The organism is Filifactor villosus (assembly GCF_042652965.1).
GTDB lineage: Bacteria > Bacillota > Clostridia > Peptostreptococcales > Filifactoraceae > Filifactor > Filifactor villosus.
On sequence record NZ_JBHSHL010000030.1, the window covers coordinates 1 to 16994 of the forward strand.

The window sequence follows — 16994 nt, forward strand, 5'->3', positions numbered from 1 at the left end:
AACCTCCTCTGTTTTATACGAGTATCTCATATTTTTTACGTTTTGTAAAGTATTGCGTAGACACGCTCTAATTCCTGTTCGTTTAAGGTATAAGGACGGAGGCAGTGTTCGATACAGAGCAGGATTGTACGATGTTACGAGATATCATCAACTGGATTTAACATCCGAAACGGGATATCTTGACGGATGGAAGGTCAAAATCTTGGGCATCACCGTCTTTAACAATTTCGACCGATAACTCTGCGTTTATCACAGAAGGAAATGCCCGATAGAAACAGCGATACATCAAGGGGAAGACTTACAGAATAAACCCATCTTGTTCTGCAAGTCTTCCCCTTTTGTATCTGTCCCGTTTCCGCAAGATAGCTGTCAACCTATTGTTCATTTGATACTACTATTCTTTTGATACTAAAACCCAATTAAAATGTCAGGTGTATGGGATGTATGGAGATAAATAAGAATTTGTAGTAAATGAAAGTGAAAATGGAACTAATACTACGTTTTTGGAACCGAAAACCAAGTCGTGAAACATATAAATCAGAACTCGCTAACGCTCAAACAGCTGATTTATAACGACGTTTCACTCATTTGGATCGGTTCGAAAAAACTTCGTAAATCGTTCTTCATTTTTCACTTTCATACCCAAGTTGCTCATACAGATAACTAGGCAATTTAAACAGGTAATAGTATGAATAGTCGATATAAACAATCTGTGGCCCACAGAAGACAACATAGTTTTTCGTCATCGAAAAATAGATATATCCACACTTCTATTGAAAAATAGTGTGAATTATGGACATCGCCGACTTGTACTCCGTAAGAGATAAGACGGACTTGCATGGCTCCAAAGTAAATACAACCTTCTATCGAAGAATAGTATCAACCTTCTTTGCCTACCCTGCTGTTTGACATATACACTCCTGCAACGATCAGGACTACCCCCGTCCATTGCAGGGCGGAGAACCTCTCTCCCAAGATGACTACCCCTCCTATGATCGAAACCACCGTCGCCACACCTATAAACGAGGCGGTTCGATTCACACCGATATTTGCAATTGCGATATTCGAAAGGAAGAAGGCGATGATTGAACTGCCGAGTCCCTGATAGAGAACGGCGATAAGAAAACTTCTTTCTCTAAAGGGAAGGCTCACCAAAGAAAACAGCCTCCCTTCGAAGACGGCTTGTGCAACCGCGATTGTTGCAAATACGAGAGCACCTGCAAAAAGCATTACATAAGTGATCTCAAATCCCGTAAATTCTTCCGCCTTTTCGACAAACACACAGTAGAGGGCATAAGAGATCACTCCTACACAGAGCATTGCATAACCGAAGGGCGAAAACGACGCCTCCAGCCCGACTGCAAAGACGGTAATCAACACCCCCGCTACGGTTACGCATACCCCTATGATTTGATTTCTGTTCGGCCTTTTATGTAAGATCATCGAAGATGCAAAAAGCGAGGCGATCGGAATACAGGCCAGGAAGGCACCGCTTTCGGAAGCGGTGGTCCTGCTGATACCGACGGTTTCCCCCACAAAATAGATCACGGGGTCGAGTGTCGCAATAAGAAACAACAAGCCTATCTTTCTTCCCCTGAGCCCTACTTTAAACCTTCCGCATAAAACCGGAAGGTTCACTGCAAAAAACGCGATCACAAACCTCCAGCTCAAAAGAGCGAGCGGCGTTGCCACATCGGTGGCCTGTTTGGTAAAGATATAGCTCAAACCGAAGATGATCTCACATCCCAAGGCGGCAGATACCCCTATCCACATACCTTTATTTTTCCTTTTCTCCCCTTCCATCCGACTTCCTCCTTCCATGCTTCTTTTCAAGCAATATGCTCCGGTTCTATAATCCGATAGAAATCTTACCCTATGGTTTTTGAACTGTACAAATTCGTTTCATCCCCTACCATATACAACTTTCCGATATCAAGAATGAACAATTACATAATACTGTTCTCTACTTCAAGTATCAGACAAAACATAGATTGTTCCAAAAAAGTTTAAGTGATGATAGAGTTCAAACTTCGATTTTGCACATTGACATTCATATAAATTTCGACTATGCCAGGAACTCTTTTATACTATTTTTCAATAGAAGTATGGTTATATTTGTTTTGCAAGCAACGAAAATTCGTTTTCTCTTCTATGGAGACAAATCGTTGATATCCATCATTTAAAGTAATAATAGCATTAAATCGTGACAAAGAATCTTCATAAATTTAACTATATCCATACGCTATACTTCGATCCATTCATCGAGCTCAACCGCCTCAATAATAGGAAGGGCTCTAAGTACCGCTTCATCCGGTGGAGTCTTATGCCTGACATCGTCTTCAAACCCCAAATCTCCCACGACATGAGAAGGATTATCCCTCTCCCTCACGAGGCAGGTTGCAATCCCGATTCCTTCCGGGAGAAAAATATTGTCGTAGTCCACATAGTAAGCACTGTCATCAAAGACCGTCGGACGGGTAAAATCGAAGATAAGGGGAATTCCTCCTATAAAAACGGACTCCTTCGTATAAGGCAGAATTTCTTGCATCGTTTTATAAAGAGAGGTCTTTGCACCTTCTCTTCCTCGTCTTCTTCCCAATTCCCGAACCTCTCTTGGAGATTCGTTTATATAGTATCGATTTCCCTCTTTCGTAATCTGATAGCAACGAAACTTCATGTATCGTCCATAACCCCTACAACTCAAAATCTCGGTTTTTTTGTCAACTACAAGTTCTTTTCCATGAAAGCACAAGAGGACTTTCTCTCCTCGGAACTCTGCCCTTCCACGCTCCTCCATAATCCATGTCCTTATCCTTAAGGCCAGCAAGGTCGAAAAGGGCATCCACAAAAGGATCGGAACGATGGAAACAGCCAAGGTAAGTTGAGGTTTGTCTCTCCAAAAAAGAGGGAGTTCCCTCATAGGGACTGTTTGGAAACCTCTCTGTAAGCCGAATTTTTCAAGCACGAGAAACCAACCGAAGCCGAGCATCCAGAAACATCCTATAAAAATCATTCGAATGACCGGATTTCCCTTCCTGCTATAACGAAAGTCTATGGTCTTCATCTTCTTCTCCTTTCCGTAACGAAGCACGGTCCTCCTTCTCATACTATTCTTCCTTTGAATAATGGATATCAACGATTTGCACTCCATAGAAGAGAACACGAATTTTCGTGGTTGCAAAACAAATATAACCATACTTCTATCGAAGAACAGTATCAAGTATCACTTGACAAAGAGGACCGTGTATCAAGAATTAGAATTTCAAGTTTTTCTAAGAGCTCGTCCCCTGTTTACGCTGCAATGTATTCTCTCAAACTCAGCGAATACCTCCGCCCGAACCTCCGCCAAAGGAGCCTCCGCCCCCGCCGGAGCTTGAGAACCCTCCTCCTCCCGAACTTCCGGAGTAAGAGGTTACCGCACTTTGAGAAAACGCATATGCCGTCAGTATCGTATTGTTTCTATAGACGGTTTCCTGTTCATATTGCGGGTACAGTTTTGCAAACTCTTTGCTCACTCTATCCGTAATACCCAGTGCTCCCGCCCAGATCATAAGATCATCCCAGAGTTTTACATTGACGGCCTCCCTCTCGTTCAAAAGAGAGAAATCATAGAGGTAGTTGTAGAAGCGGTACAGGTTTTGTTTCAAGTCCTTTCCTTCCTGTGTCAAAGTATCCGAGACATAAGGAAGAAACAGGAAGGTTCCTTCCTTTCGATCGATCAAACCTCGGGAGATTAGGATCTGTGTAGAATCTTCAACGGCATCCTTTCTCCACTGCAAAAACTCACTCTTGTTCTTTCCTGCCCATCTCGAGAACTCTCCTTTTTCAAGGATGCTGTTGCCTCCTGCGGCTTCCATCACGAAACTCCACAGCCTTGCTTCCGTCCTCGACATTTCCGCAGAAGATGTTTCCTTGCCTTTAACAATAGCAAGAGCGGTCTGCTCCCTCTTAAAGATAAGCCCGACCTCTTCCTTGATCGGTTCCAGCCTGTTGTCCCTGATCCACTTCAGAAAGAAGGCGGTAATCCAGTCCGTTTCGTTACAACCGATCAAAGAAAGCAGTTTGATCAGATCATCGAACTCTTCTTCCGTGTGCAAAGTTCTGTAATACTCTCCCTTGAGCTTTCGTGCACCGTTTTTTCTTCTGCCTTTGTTGCTCTTGATCGCATAGACAATGATCCCTGCTATAAATAGAGGAATGCTGAAGACGATGAAGCCAACCACCGCTTCCAAAATCGAAAACCCCTTCTCTACTCCGCCGGAATTTCCGTCTTCATACGAACTTCCTTTCTTGGCCATAGCTTCGACCTCGCCCAAAGTCTTGTCCCAAAGAAGGCTCGCCTCAAAGGGTTGATCTAAGAACTGAGCCAAAACAACGGTGTAGTTGCTTGACGAAAAGCCTCCGTTGTTCTCGGCTACGATCCGACCGTCGACAAATTCAATCCTGCCCTCGTAACCGAAGGCCCAGATCTTGGTTTGATCCGCAGTTATAGGTACACCGTCCGCCCTTACAATCGTTACTTTCATCGCTTGAGGAGGCGGCTCAATCCCGTCATTGACAAACTTCCAATACAAGGCCTGTCCATCCTTGAGCTGCCTTACCATATCGGTGACCCGATAGGTCGTAACATATTCATGCCTTCCATAATCTCCTATTCCCCAGCAAAGTTCCACGCCCTCGCTCTGTTGTACGATCCCGTACCTATGCTTTTTTTCCTCTCGGGAAAGATTGCTGTTCCAACTTCCCGCATTTTCAAAGACCTTGCCGTTCTCCGATACGGAAAACTTCTCAATCCGTGAGCCACCCAAGTTCGCTATGGGGATATAGATTTCGGTCCCCTCATCAATGTCCATCACCCTTGTCTCCTGAATATCCGCAGAGCCGTCTCGGTTGAGAATAACGTGGATGTCCAAACTCTCCAAGGACGAAGCGGCATACACCCCTCCGGTCAGATTACAAAAGAGCAAAAGAACAAGTAGGGTCAAACGTTTCAGTTGTTTCATATCTTCCTCCGTCACACCGTCTAAAAGTTCTAGTCCCAAGAAGGCATATCTTTCTTGGACTCAGTATTCTCAAAGTAATCCTTCTCCTTAAACGAAAAGAGAGAAGCTACAATTGAAGAAGGAAATACCATGATTGCAGAATTGAATTTGGTTACGATGTCATTGTATATCATCCTGGATTGTCGAACGTTGTTCTCATACTTGTCGATCGATTCCATAGCCGTCTGATAGACATTGCTCGCCTTCAGGTCGGGATAGGCTTCCACGACGACGTTGATCTTGTTCATCAGATCCTGAAACTTGCTCATATCGCTCTCGATATCCTGAACGCTCGAGTTCTTGCTGATACCCGAACGCATCTTTGTCAAGTCTTCCAAGACCTGTGCCTCGTGAGCGGAGTACTTCTTGGTCGCTTGAATTAGAGAAGAAATTGCATCCCAGCGAGATTCAATCTGAGCTGCGATCTGCCCCACCGCATTTTTTACTCTTTCTCTCAGGACGACGAGCCTATTGTAAGTCGCTATGACCCAAATCCCTATTACCACAAGAATTACAATCGGTATCCACCACATAGAAATCTCCTTCGCTAAACAAAATTTTTATTGCACTATTGTCCGATTAAAATGTCCTATACAGAAAATAACGTAATCGTCCGACCTTCTTAAAAGAAGCACCGCACAAAGACAAGCTGCTTTTTCCATTATGTTGCAAGGTACAGAACCTCCGTGAAGGGAACACATTCAAACACATATTTATCGAAAAGGGCGATGTAATGCTGTTCTTTGTCTGAAATATCGCACATACCGAATATATCCTTGCCGAAGAATAATTCACAAGATGATATACTTCAAAACACTGCATCCGTCCATCTTAAACGACTCATAGCATCAAGTCGCTTTTTTCAAATGAATGTGTGCCTTAAGCTTGAGGAAAAACCCTTTCCGCTATGACAATTTAAATCGGTAATAGTAGTCTCCCCGCGGATAATCTCATCCGTCCCTTCAAATTATACCATTATTGTCAAATCTAAATTCATTTTCTAAAAAAATACCGGTGTTTTTTTACAAAGCAAACAAAACCTCTGCTTGTACCGTCATCCGATTAAAATGCCACGTTTGATCAAAAAGAGGATAACATCTGCTTGAACTCTTCTTGGCAAATACGCGCTATGACATGAACATTCAAAGGGATCATCGCAGCAAAACAAAGGTTTTGTCTATAATACCCGGTCCTCTTCCGATGTTTCAATACTTTTAATAGCCCAGCACCCTCATAATGATCCATGCGATCGATGTCAGAAAGAGCCATACCAAAAGATAGGTCGGGATCTCTATGGAATAGTCCACATCTCCCGCAGCATATACACCCTCCACCGTTTCAAACTCGCTCGGACTCAAGATGCTTACACCCTCCGAAACAACCTCTCCGTCTTGGACCTCAAGTTTCAGTACCCCTTCCAAGCCGGAGTAAATCCCTTTTACCTGAAAACCGCTATAGAACTTCTGCTCGGGGTGTTCTCCCCTCACAGGCACCAAGACCTTGAGTTTGGGATCAAATTGAAAAGATCCTTCCATTACGGTATGTTTTTCCATAGCGACATTATGAAACAGGTTTTTACTGCCCTTCACATCTACTTCAACACCCAGAATCTCCAGAGTATCGGCCTGAAGTTTGACCTCATCCTTTGAGAAGTAGTTGTGTCTTAGGAGCATGCTTTCTTCATACATATCCTTGATGTACTCATACTCTCCCCGTGAGACCTGCAGCCACAAAAAATCTCCTTCAAGAAAAGGTTCCTGACCTTTCAAACGGTCACTCTTCTTCGTTGAAATTATCTTGTTGTTGATCGTGACATCTTCGACAGGCACCCTGCCCTCAATCTTGCCCCTCACATAGATAAAACCGTCGTGTTCAAGTGCATCCAAAAACTCCTCCCGTGTTTCGACCACCCTTCCTCCGGAAAGGTTACCCGCCTCCTTCCGATATCCGTTCATCTTCACAACAAAGAGTATCAGGACGGCGATAAAGAGCACTCCCGCCACAATCCCTCGTTTTTTCCAATCTCTCATAATATTGTCTCCTTTGTCTACACCGGTTCCTTACCCGCCTCATAGGGCTTTCCAAGCTCAAGCAAGGCCTTCTTTGCATTGGTGAGCATCAACTTGATGCGGTTTACCTGATTTACTTCACTGGCTCCGGGATCATAGTCGATTGCTACAATATTCGCCTTGGGATAGAGGCTTTTGATCTTCTTGATCGCTCCCCTTCCGGTAATATGGTTGGGCAGACAGGCAAACGGCTGAACGCAGACAATGTTGTTGACACCGTTTCGAATCAGTTCGATCATTTCCGCCGTGAGCAACCACCCCTCTCCCGCCTGATTTCCCCGAGAGACGACATCGTCGGAGATCAACGCCATCTCTCGGATGGATTCGGGAGGCACAAAACGCTTACTCTCTCTCAAAGCCTTTCGAACAGGATTGCGGTAGGCCTCGATGATCTTGATCGCCATGGTCGCATTAAACTTGGTCGTTCCGCTCATTCCAAGGTTCGTGTGCTTAAAGTCCTGATTGTAGAGACTGTATAGGAAAAAGTTGATAAGCTCGGGCATAATTACCTGCGCCCCTTCCTTCTCGATTTCGTTGACCAAGTCGTTGTTTGCAGTCGGATGGAATTTGACAAGGATCTCTCCCACGATTCCTACCTTCGGAATCTCCTTTTTCACGAGAGCCAAATTGTCGAAATCGCGAACAATTCCGTCTACATTCTTCTTAAATTCTAAGAGATTCCCACTTCTCACATTCTTTTTGCAACGGATGAGCCACCACTCATACAAACGGTTTGCCGAGCCTTCGATCTTCTCATAAGGACGAACCTGATACAGCACCTTCATAAAGAGATCTCCATAAATCATGCCGATGACAATTTTGTTGAGTGTTTTCAAAGTCAGTTTGAATCCGGGATTTTCTTCGATTCCGCTCGCACTGAGGGAGATGACCGGAACCTGCTCCATTCCCGAGTCTTTGAGTGCTTTTCGAATAAAAGCGATGTAGTTGGTCGCCCGGCAAGCTCCTCCCGTCTGACTGATGATGAGGGAGGTATTATCCAAGTCATATTTTCCGCTTTTGAGTGCCGCCATCATCTGACCTATTACGATAATGCTGGGGAAGCAGGCATCATTGTTGACGTACTTCAGCCCCTCATCGACCGCCGCCTTATCGACGGAGGGCAGGACTTCAATTCGATAACCGTCTTCAAGTAGGGCATCTTCCATAAATTGGAAGTGGATCGGAGACATTTGAGGGCAAAGGATGGTATGCGTCTTCTTCATCTCCTTGGTAAATACCTTCTTCAAAGATGTCTTCTTCTCTTGCTCCACCCTTCTCGTTTGAAGCCCTCTCTCTTCTATGCTTGCTTTGAGAGAGCGGATACGAATTCTGACCGCACCGAGGTTAGAGCCTTCATCTATCTTGATAAGGGTATAGAGTTTCTGTTTCTTCTCAAGGATCTCCGATACCTGATCCGTCGTTACCGCGTCGAGACCGCAGCCGAAGGATGTGATCTGGATCAACTCAAGATTGTCCTGAGAAGCAACGAAGGATGCCGCACGATACAGTCTGGAGTGATAGGTCCACTGGTCCACAACCCTCAGAGGTTCTTCCAGTACCCCGAGGTGAGCCACACTGTCCTCAGTGAGTACGGCAAAGCCCTCCTGAGTAATCACGCTGACCATACCGTGGTTAATCTCCGGATCGATGTGATAGGGTCTTCCGCAGAGAACGATCCCTTTCTTGCCTTCTCTCTTGAGTTGTTCTACGGTCTCTTCTCCCTTTCTTCGGATGTCATTTTTGAACCGGTACAACTCTAAGATCCCCTTATCCACAGCTTCTCTGATCTGCTTTCGCGTTAGATCCGTAAAATTCAGTACGCTTACCAGAGCATCTTCTATACTCTTCTTGCTGTTGAGATTGATAAAGGGGTTGGCATAGCGAATCTTTGCCACCTCTTCCATATTATTCCTGATAACCTCGGGATAGGAGTTGACAACAGGGCAATTATAGTGATTTCCTATGACATGAAACTCCTTGAGCTCGTAGTTGACTGACGGATAGAAGATGAAGGAAATTCCTCTTTCGATCAGCTGTTTGATATGCCCGTGGACGATCTTGGCGGGATAGCAGGCAGCCTCGGAGGGAATACTCTCCAAACCCTTGTTGAAGATGTCCTTATTTGATTTTGCCGATAATACCACTCGAAATCCCAAGTTTGTGAAGACCGTATGCCATAACGGGTAGTTCTCATAGAGGTTCAGTACACGAGGCATTCCGACTTCTCCGTATTTCGCCTCTTCTTCGGAGAGACTCTTATAGGCAAAGACCCTTTTGTATTTGTAATCGAAGAGGTCTATTCTCTCTTCTTTGACTTGTTGAATTCCAGCTCCCCTCTCACAGCGGTTACCCGAGACAAACCTTCTTTCATCTCCGAAACTCGTGACCGTGAGCAGACAGTTGTTCGCACACAGACCGCAATGGCGGAAGGTCTTATCCTGCCTCAAGACCCCGAGTTTTTCCTTAGGAAGCAGACTTGTCTTATCGCCCTTTCGGTAACGTTCCTTCGCAATCAAAGCGGCACCGAACGCTCCCATGATGCCCGCAATATCCGGTCGGATCACATCCAGCCCCGTCTCCATCTCAAAGGCACGAAGCACCGCTTCGTTGTAGAAGGTTCCTCCCTGTGCGACTACACGTTTTCCCAAACTCTCCGGATTTCGCAACTTAATTACCTTGTAAAGAGCATTTTTGATCACACTGTAAGAAAGCCCTGCCGAAATATCTCCCAGAGCGGCGCCTTCTTTCTGCGACTGTTTTACCTTGGAATTCATAAACACCGTACAACGGCTGCCGAGGTCGATCGGTTTGCCCGAGAGCAGAGCCTCCTTGGCAAATTCCTTGACCGGCATCTTGAGGGAATGTGCAAAACTCTCGATAAAACTCCCACAACCCGACGAACAAGCTTCGTTGAGCAGGATGCTGTCAACCACTCCTTCCTTGATGTGAATGGCCTTCATATCCTGGCCCCCGATATCGATGATAAAGTTGACTTCCGGCTCGAAATACTTCGCCGCCTTATAATGAGCTATGGTCTCCACCTCTCCGATGTCGATGCCCAGCGCCGCTTGGATCAGTTTTTCGCCGTAGCCGGTAATCGCAGAATTTGCAATATAGGCAGATTCGGGCAAACTCTCATATATTCGCTTCAACATTGAGATACAAAGCTCCAAAGGCTCTCCCTCATTGCTCCCGTAATGACTGAATACAAGCTTGCCGTCCTCGTCGATGAGGGCACACTTTGATGTCGTTGATCCCGCATCGATCCCCAGATATAATCCTCCTTTAGCCTCGGAGAGTTCTGCGGTCTCCACCCGATGTTTCGAATGACGCAGTCTGAACTCTTCCAACTCCCGCTCATTTTCAAACAAAGCCGGAAGAATATTCGAGCGTTTTACCGTATCTTCCCCCATGGTCTCCAGACGGATGAGCAGATCCCCTATTGTCGTAGGATCCGTCTTATGCTCTCCCGCAAGATAAGCCGCCCCCATTGCAACAAAGAGCTGAGGGTCCTCGGGAAAAATGACCTGTTCCTCGGAAAGACCCAAGGTCTCGATAAATCTCTCCCTAAGCGAGGACAGGAAGTAAAGAGGCCCTCCGAGAAAGGCGACATTTCCTCGAATGGGCTTTCCACAAGCAAGGCCACTTATCGTCTGGTTTACAACTGCCTGAAAGATCGAAACCGCAATATCCTCTTTCAAGGCTCCCTCGTTGAGAAGAGGCTGAATATCCGTCTTGGCAAAGACGCCGCATCTCGAAGCAATCGGATAGATGACCTTATACTTTTTCGCAAGCTCGTTAAGCCCTGACGCATCGGTCTTCATCAAGGTTGCCATCTGATCGATAAACGCACCGGTGCCTCCTGCACAGCTTCCGTTCATCCTCTGCTCCAAAGAATCCGAAAAATATGTGATCTTGGCATCTTCTCCCCCCAGCTCAATTGCAACATCCGTTTGCGGTATGAGCATCTCAACTGTCTTCGTACAGGCAATGACCTCCTGAACGAACTCGATCCCAAGTTCCTCGCAAATCGACAAGCCTCCCGAACCCGTAATGGAAATCAAAATCGGTTGTTGACCTATCCGTTTTTCACACTCTACAAAAAGTTCTTTGATCGTCGACTTCACATCGGAAAAATGCCGACGATATTCTTTGAACAGCACACCGTCATTGAGATTCATAACGACAATCTTGACTGTCGTCGAACCTACATCGACCCCTACTCTTAAACTATTGTTAAACACCCATAGCCTCCTTGAGAAAACTATCCCGCTTCAAAAGCAGGCCTCCTTACATCTTCCTGAAACCTACGCTTCTTACCTCGATATTGTGAAGCTTGCCTCATCTACAAAAATAGAACCTTCAATCTGATTACAACTTAATATCGATTACAAAAATATATAAATAAATTTATTTTATCTCCTACTTTCATTATACTTGTGAATTGTAAGAAAAATTAGGAAAAACGAAGAAAATCTTCCTTGTTTTCTTCTTCTCAAATCCTCTTTTTATCAAGCTTTGAGCAGCACAAACTCTCAAGTCTTTCCTCTTCGGTTCACAAAAATCCCGATTTCCTTTTTCAAGTCTTTGTCTTCGGGTAGTTATGTAGATAAGACTCTTTGCGGACAGGAAAAATGAAAGAATGTCGATAAACAGGGACAGGAAGGAGAACATTGCCGTGTTTGATGTAAAACTGACAAGCTGTGCACTAAACTATATAAAAAGAAATAAGATTACAGATCTCTATATCGAGCCTCTAAAACGAAGGGTTTGTTGCAGGAGTTATATGGATGTCGACATCCTCAGAAAACCTTCGGGAAGGATTGAAGTCTTTGAACAGGCAACTCGCGAAGGAGTTACCTTTCATATCTTTCCCGAGATTCGCCTTAAGGACAATGTTCTTGCCATCGACTGCGGGCGGTTTATGCTTGTGGAAAAACTCTTTGTCAACAGCTATGAATATGACTTCGGTTTTGCCCCCTCGAAAGAATAGTTCTTCTCCCGGGTGATCATGTAGGGACATCCCCTACGCTTATAACCCCCCTATCCTCTTATATGAAAGATGAATGTTTCAAGCAACTTCCCTTGATAAATTTTCTTCTATAAAAAGATTGCGGAAAAACCGTTTCCCTTTTTGAGGTTTGTTTGTAGTTGCTCTCCTCGTTCAAACAAAACTTTCGGATAGATCTAATCAACGCGTCCTATAACACTTCCGCGAATACCTTCAAAAATTCGATATGGAAGAAATAACAGGCGGTGTAACTCGATATTTTTTTCATATTTCTCCCTATGAAAAAACGAAAAAATGGCTTATACTGATTGAATAGAAGAATACTATTGTGAATAATAAGACTTATAAAAGGAGGTTTTGATTGTGAGTAATTACGTAGTTAAAAATGTTTCAAAGGGATTTCTTAAAAAACTTTTGTCAAAAGACAGGATTGAATCCGTCACTTTAACCGAGACCGGATTTACAATAACAAGTGAAAAGCAAGGAGAAATTCCGGTCTCTTTCGAACTTGTCACTGCAGTCAAAACGAGATTTTATCTGGATAAGATGACACCTTACCGTACCGTTGTCATCCTGACGGACGAACCGAAAGAATACAGTTTGGATGTTTCTCCCCAAATGGAAGAAATCGACAATATTCTCAAACACTATGCATCTCATCAACTCAAAGGGGAGTTGCCCGAAAAAATCGAAGATATCAACCTTGTCTTACAACGAGGACTCAACGATTACAGCATACGTCTCAAAAGCGGCTGCCTGATTGTAACAAAAGCGGGGCAGGAAACCTCTTATCCTATGGAAGAGCTTGAATATTACCGTGTAGACAAACCGTCTAACACCATCAATCTCAAGTTTAAGGATAAGAAACTCTTTGTTACCCTAAGTGCGACCGAGGTTACAAATATCTGGCTTACTCTGCGAATACTGGAGACCTTTTCCACAAAGAAATAATTCCCGAAAACAGTTTGACTGACCGGAGCTTCACACCGTGTAAGCGGTCCGTTAATTAGATACTAATACCTGTACAAAACAGATTGTTTTACACTTCCATCAAACAGCACTACAACGCACTTGATTACCCTATATCCCGTGTCAATTAAAAAAACACTCGGATAGCTGCGAAGTGTATTCGTGTTACAATACCCGAACGAAAGGATGATGCCCCATGGACGGTTTGATCTATATTGCCGATGATGAAAAAAATATCAGAGAACTTCTTCAACAATTTTTGGAAGAGGAAGGCTATTTAGTAAAGGTATTTGAAACAGGCGATCTGCTCTTAGCCGAATACGAAAAGACCCCTCCGGATATGGTCATCCTCGATGTCATGATGCCCGGAACCGACGGTTTCAGCGTCTGCTCCTCCATTCGCAAAAAATCCGACATCCCCATCATCCTTCTTACTGCAAGAGGGACCGATGCCGACTATGTAACGGGCTTTGCCTTGGGTTGTGATGACTACTTCACCAAGCCCTTCTCTCCTTTGAAATTGACAATGCGTGTCAATGCCGTCTTTAAGCGACTTGCCCTGAACAAACCACAGGCCAAAGTCCACGAGCTTCTCTTCGGAGACCTCAAATTTGTACCCGAACAAAAGTCCGCCTACTGTAAGGAAGAAGAGCTCAAGCTTACGAATACGGAGTACGAATTTCTTCGATTTATGCTGGAACAACAGGACCGTGCCGTGTCCAGAGAAGAACTCCTCAATACCGTGTGGGGGTACGATTCCGAGGTGGAGACCAGAGCGACCGATGATGCCGTAAAGAGGCTTCGAAAAAAACTGAAGGAAGCTCGAAGTAACGTAATCATCGAAACCGTTTGGGGATTCGGCTTCAAACTTGTGAAAGGAGAGGAGGCCCATGCCTAAAAAAATACAACTTCGACTCAAATCCATCCTCTTTCTCGCTCCGACCTTTGTCATCATTCTGATCATGAGCATCCTGCTGCTGACCTTCCACATTGCGGTGGACAGGTACACGGTAAGCAGGGTGTCAAAGGATATGGAAAAAGAGTTCTCCTTTTACGATGAAATCTATAGCGATAAAATTCCGACCGTATCTGAAGAATTGCAAGGAGATGAATTTATTATTCCCATCTACGGTATTCTTCTGGATGAGAAAAACAATATTCTTTTTCCTTATGAGGAAGAAGAATTCGCCAAAGAATATTTGACTGCTGTTACTATTCGAGAATATTTGGTCAACAAAAACCCTGATTTTTTCAATAACAAAATCGTGAAGGTGAGCGAAGGCTCCAAGACCTATATGGTAAAGTCCAAAACTTACCGCGGTACCTTTGACGGATTTTTCATTGTAAATTCCAATGCTTCCGTTTCGAAGAACCATCTTTTTCTCGTGTATGCGGATATCACACCCATGCAGCAGTTTATCAATCTCTTGGATAAGGTCCTTGTTGTACTTACCTTAATATTCGGAATCCTTGGAATCGGTGTCTTCTTTCTCTTGGCAAAGTCGATCGACAGTTCTTTAAACAACCTCAAAAAATATATCATCTCCATTGGAAAAAGAGAGGTGGTGGATATATTCGAAATTGAAAAATATCGGGAATTTGAAGATGTTATAGGAACGGTAAACGAGATGGCGATGATGATCGATGAATCCGAGAGAGTCCAAAGAACCTTTTTCCAAAATGCCTCCCATGAGCTTCGAACTCCTCTAATGTCAATCCAAGGTTATGCGGAAGGCTTGCAGGCCGGCGTGTTTAAAGATAGTGACAAAGCCCTTTCCATCATTGTGGACGAGAGTGACAAAATGTCCAAACTGATCAGCCAAATGCTCTTGTTATCGAATACCCAGGGTTATGAGCTCAACAGGAAAAACGTAAATCTTACACAAACTTTATATGGATATATCGACAACATACGGCCAATGGCAATCAAAAACAACCTGACCGCCACGGTGGAAGCCAATGGAGATATCTACCTCTTTGCAGATGAAACCCTGTTAGAACGTGCTTTTCTCAACATCCTTATCAATGCCACACGCTATGCCCGTACCAAGATCCGCCTTCGTATTTCCGACCAAAGTTCCCATGCTCGTGTCGATATTTCCGATGACGGTCCGGGAATCGCACCTGCCGACCTTCCTCATATCTTTGAGCGTTTTTACAAGGGAGAGAAGGGTAATTTCGGTATAGGACTTGCAATTACCAAGGACATCATCGAAAAACACGGCGGTACCATCACAGTGGAATCTTGTACACAAGGCACTACCTTTACAATCATCTTTCCTCAACTCGGATAAGAGGCGGATTCTGCGATATTACCAATACTTTTATACTCTTTTCTCTTATTCATCGCCCATGGATAGGGCCCGAATGACCCCTTTTATTCTATGGACTTCATCTTCCTATATGATTCTCCGATAGAAAAGTGGGGTTATATCCGTGTTGCAACCACAGACATTTGTTTCCTCTTTCACGAAGTACATTCAAATGAGTGCCGGTATTGCACAGTTCTCCTCGTCGATACTTCCACTTACAAACGGTACAACTCCGATCCTATGGAACGGCTCAACTTTTGAGACCGTTCTTTATTTTCTGTTTTTATCTGCCACAGTTTAGCCACAAACCCGCTGCTTCTTTCTTTCAATCTTCGGGAGATTTTCCCTCAAGTTCCAAGCTATACTGTTATTAAGATAAACGAAGCAAACAGAAAACTTGAAAATCATCGATTAAACATGAAAGGACGTAGCTGATATGAAAAAATCAAGAGTAACAACATTACTGCTAACAGGAGTTTTACTTGTCGCAAGTTTGGGCGGAGGATCGATCGGGATCCATGCAGAATCCAAAACAACTCCGATTCAAACCTCTCCAACCTATAAGGCCTCTGCCCTAAACAAGGAGATGGAATTCAAAGACCTTCTAAAAGAATTTACTTTTTTGACGGAAAAAGAAAAACAGAGCCTTTTGGCTTCTGAAGGCAAGGTAAAAGATCGATATCAAAGACTTGATGAGATTGACAAACAAATCAATGCCATCTATGATGATGTGTTGAAAAAAGCGGGAAATCCCGACAAAAAAATAGACGATATCACAAAACGCAACAAAGCTCTTTGGGACAAACTCTATAAACAAGTGAATAAGGAACAGGATAAGGCACAGGACATGCAGGAGTTTATCAAAAAATCTTCCGTTTTGACCAAGAAAGAAAAAGACACCCTAATTCAAGATGAACTCCTTATCAAAAAAGTACAGGCAGAAATAGACAAACTCTATAAGGATGCTCAAAAACTTATCAAACCCTTGGATGACGAAGCTTTGACAATAGAAGCCGAAATCAAGAAAATCGACAAGCAAAACAAAGATATCTGGGACAAAATCTTCCTTCATCCAAGTGATAACAACTCTCCCATCGTCTATGACCGTATGTTGAAATAACCCTCCCAACTATTCATAAACCAACCCTTCTTTAAAATATACCGAAAAAGAACTTCATCGGGCACCGCGATGAGGTTCTTTTTCTTGTGCTGTACAAACATCCCTTTATACTATTTTTCGATAGAAGTATGGATATATCTATTTTTCGATGACGAAAAACTGTGTTGTCTTCTGTGGGCCACAGATTGTTTATATCCACTATTCAAAAGAATAGTAGTATTAAAAGTAGTGTTATGATGATTTTTTGAATTATGCGGTGTTTCCTTCGTTCCGTTTTGTACTTTCATTTACTATAAATTCCGATTTATCTCTATACCTCCCATACACCCGATATTTTAATTGGGTTTTGGTATAAAGCTCTAATCCGAAGGAAGGCTTCCATTGTTGAGAACATCGATACGAAAAACTTGCGTATAGCTCTTCTTACGACAACATCAAAGGAAGCACCTCCTCATTCGAAGCATCGGAATA

At 43.8% G+C, this 16994-nt stretch carries 12 protein-coding genes; 6 read left to right on the top strand and 6 right to left on the bottom strand.

What is annotated here, in order from left to right:
* A partial coding sequence (locus ACFO4R_RS07870; protein WP_379788532.1) for a hypothetical protein occupies nucleotides 1–238 on the top strand: 238 nt, incomplete at its 5' end.
* 641 nt (nucleotides 239–879) lie between these two features.
* On the opposite strand, the gene ACFO4R_RS07875 is transcribed toward ACFO4R_RS07870, so the two are convergent.
* From ACFO4R_RS07875 to ACFO4R_RS07900, 6 genes are all read right to left on the bottom strand, one after another.
* Nucleotides 880–1803, bottom strand: a complete 924-nt coding sequence (locus tag ACFO4R_RS07875) for a DMT family transporter (RefSeq protein WP_379788533.1) — start codon at nucleotides 1801–1803, stop codon at nucleotides 880–882.
* A 439-nt stretch (nucleotides 1804–2242) separates the two neighbouring features.
* Nucleotides 2243–3106, bottom strand: a complete 864-nt coding sequence (locus ACFO4R_RS07880; protein ID WP_379788534.1) for a hypothetical protein — start codon at nucleotides 3104–3106, stop codon at nucleotides 2243–2245.
* 211 nt (nucleotides 3107–3317) lie between these two features.
* On the bottom strand, nucleotides 3318–5003 hold the full coding sequence (locus ACFO4R_RS07885) for a DUF2207 family protein (RefSeq protein WP_379788535.1): 1686 nt from the start codon (nucleotides 5001–5003) through the stop codon (nucleotides 3318–3320).
* A gap of 29 nt (nucleotides 5004–5032) precedes the next feature.
* A complete protein-coding gene (locus ACFO4R_RS07890; protein ID WP_379788536.1) occupies nucleotides 5033–5575 on the bottom strand; it encodes a LemA family protein in 543 nt (180 codons plus the stop codon).
* Between the two features lie 681 nt (nucleotides 5576–6256).
* Entirely contained in the window at nucleotides 6257–7072 is an 816-nt protein-coding gene (locus ACFO4R_RS07895) for a hypothetical protein (protein ID WP_379788538.1), read from the bottom strand.
* Nucleotides 7073–7089: 17 nt separating this feature from the next.
* Nucleotides 7090–11355 carry an acyl-CoA dehydratase activase-related protein gene (locus tag ACFO4R_RS07900; RefSeq protein WP_379788539.1) on the bottom strand — a complete coding sequence of 1422 codons (4266 nt, stop codon included), beginning with the start codon at nucleotides 11353–11355 and terminating at the stop codon, nucleotides 7090–7092.
* Nucleotides 11356–11753: 398 nt separating this feature from the next.
* Between ACFO4R_RS07900 and ACFO4R_RS07905 the strand changes: the two genes are divergently transcribed.
* The 5 genes from ACFO4R_RS07905 to ACFO4R_RS07925 all read left to right on the top strand — a co-directional run bounded on the left by ACFO4R_RS07905 (nucleotide 11754) and on the right by ACFO4R_RS07925 (nucleotide 16523).
* Complete coding sequence (locus tag ACFO4R_RS07905) at nucleotides 11754–12104, top strand: hypothetical protein (protein ID WP_379788541.1); 351 nt, start codon at nucleotides 11754–11756, stop codon at nucleotides 12102–12104.
* Nucleotides 12105–12485: 381 nt separating this feature from the next.
* Nucleotides 12486–13073, top strand: a complete 588-nt coding sequence (locus ACFO4R_RS07910) for a hypothetical protein (RefSeq protein WP_379788542.1) — start codon at nucleotides 12486–12488, stop codon at nucleotides 13071–13073.
* 214 nt (nucleotides 13074–13287) lie between these two features.
* On the top strand, nucleotides 13288–13989 hold the full coding sequence (locus tag ACFO4R_RS07915) for a response regulator transcription factor (RefSeq protein WP_379788543.1): 702 nt from the start codon (nucleotides 13288–13290) through the stop codon (nucleotides 13987–13989).
* A complete protein-coding gene (locus tag ACFO4R_RS07920; RefSeq protein ID WP_379788544.1) occupies nucleotides 13982–15385 on the top strand; it encodes a sensor histidine kinase in 1404 nt (467 codons plus the stop codon). The genes ACFO4R_RS07915 and ACFO4R_RS07920 overlap by 8 nt, the downstream gene beginning before the upstream one ends.
* A 454-nt stretch (nucleotides 15386–15839) precedes the next feature.
* Entirely contained in the window at nucleotides 15840–16523 is a 684-nt protein-coding gene (locus tag ACFO4R_RS07925; RefSeq protein ID WP_379788546.1) for a hypothetical protein, read from the top strand.
* Nucleotides 16524–16994 lie beyond the last annotated feature (471 nt).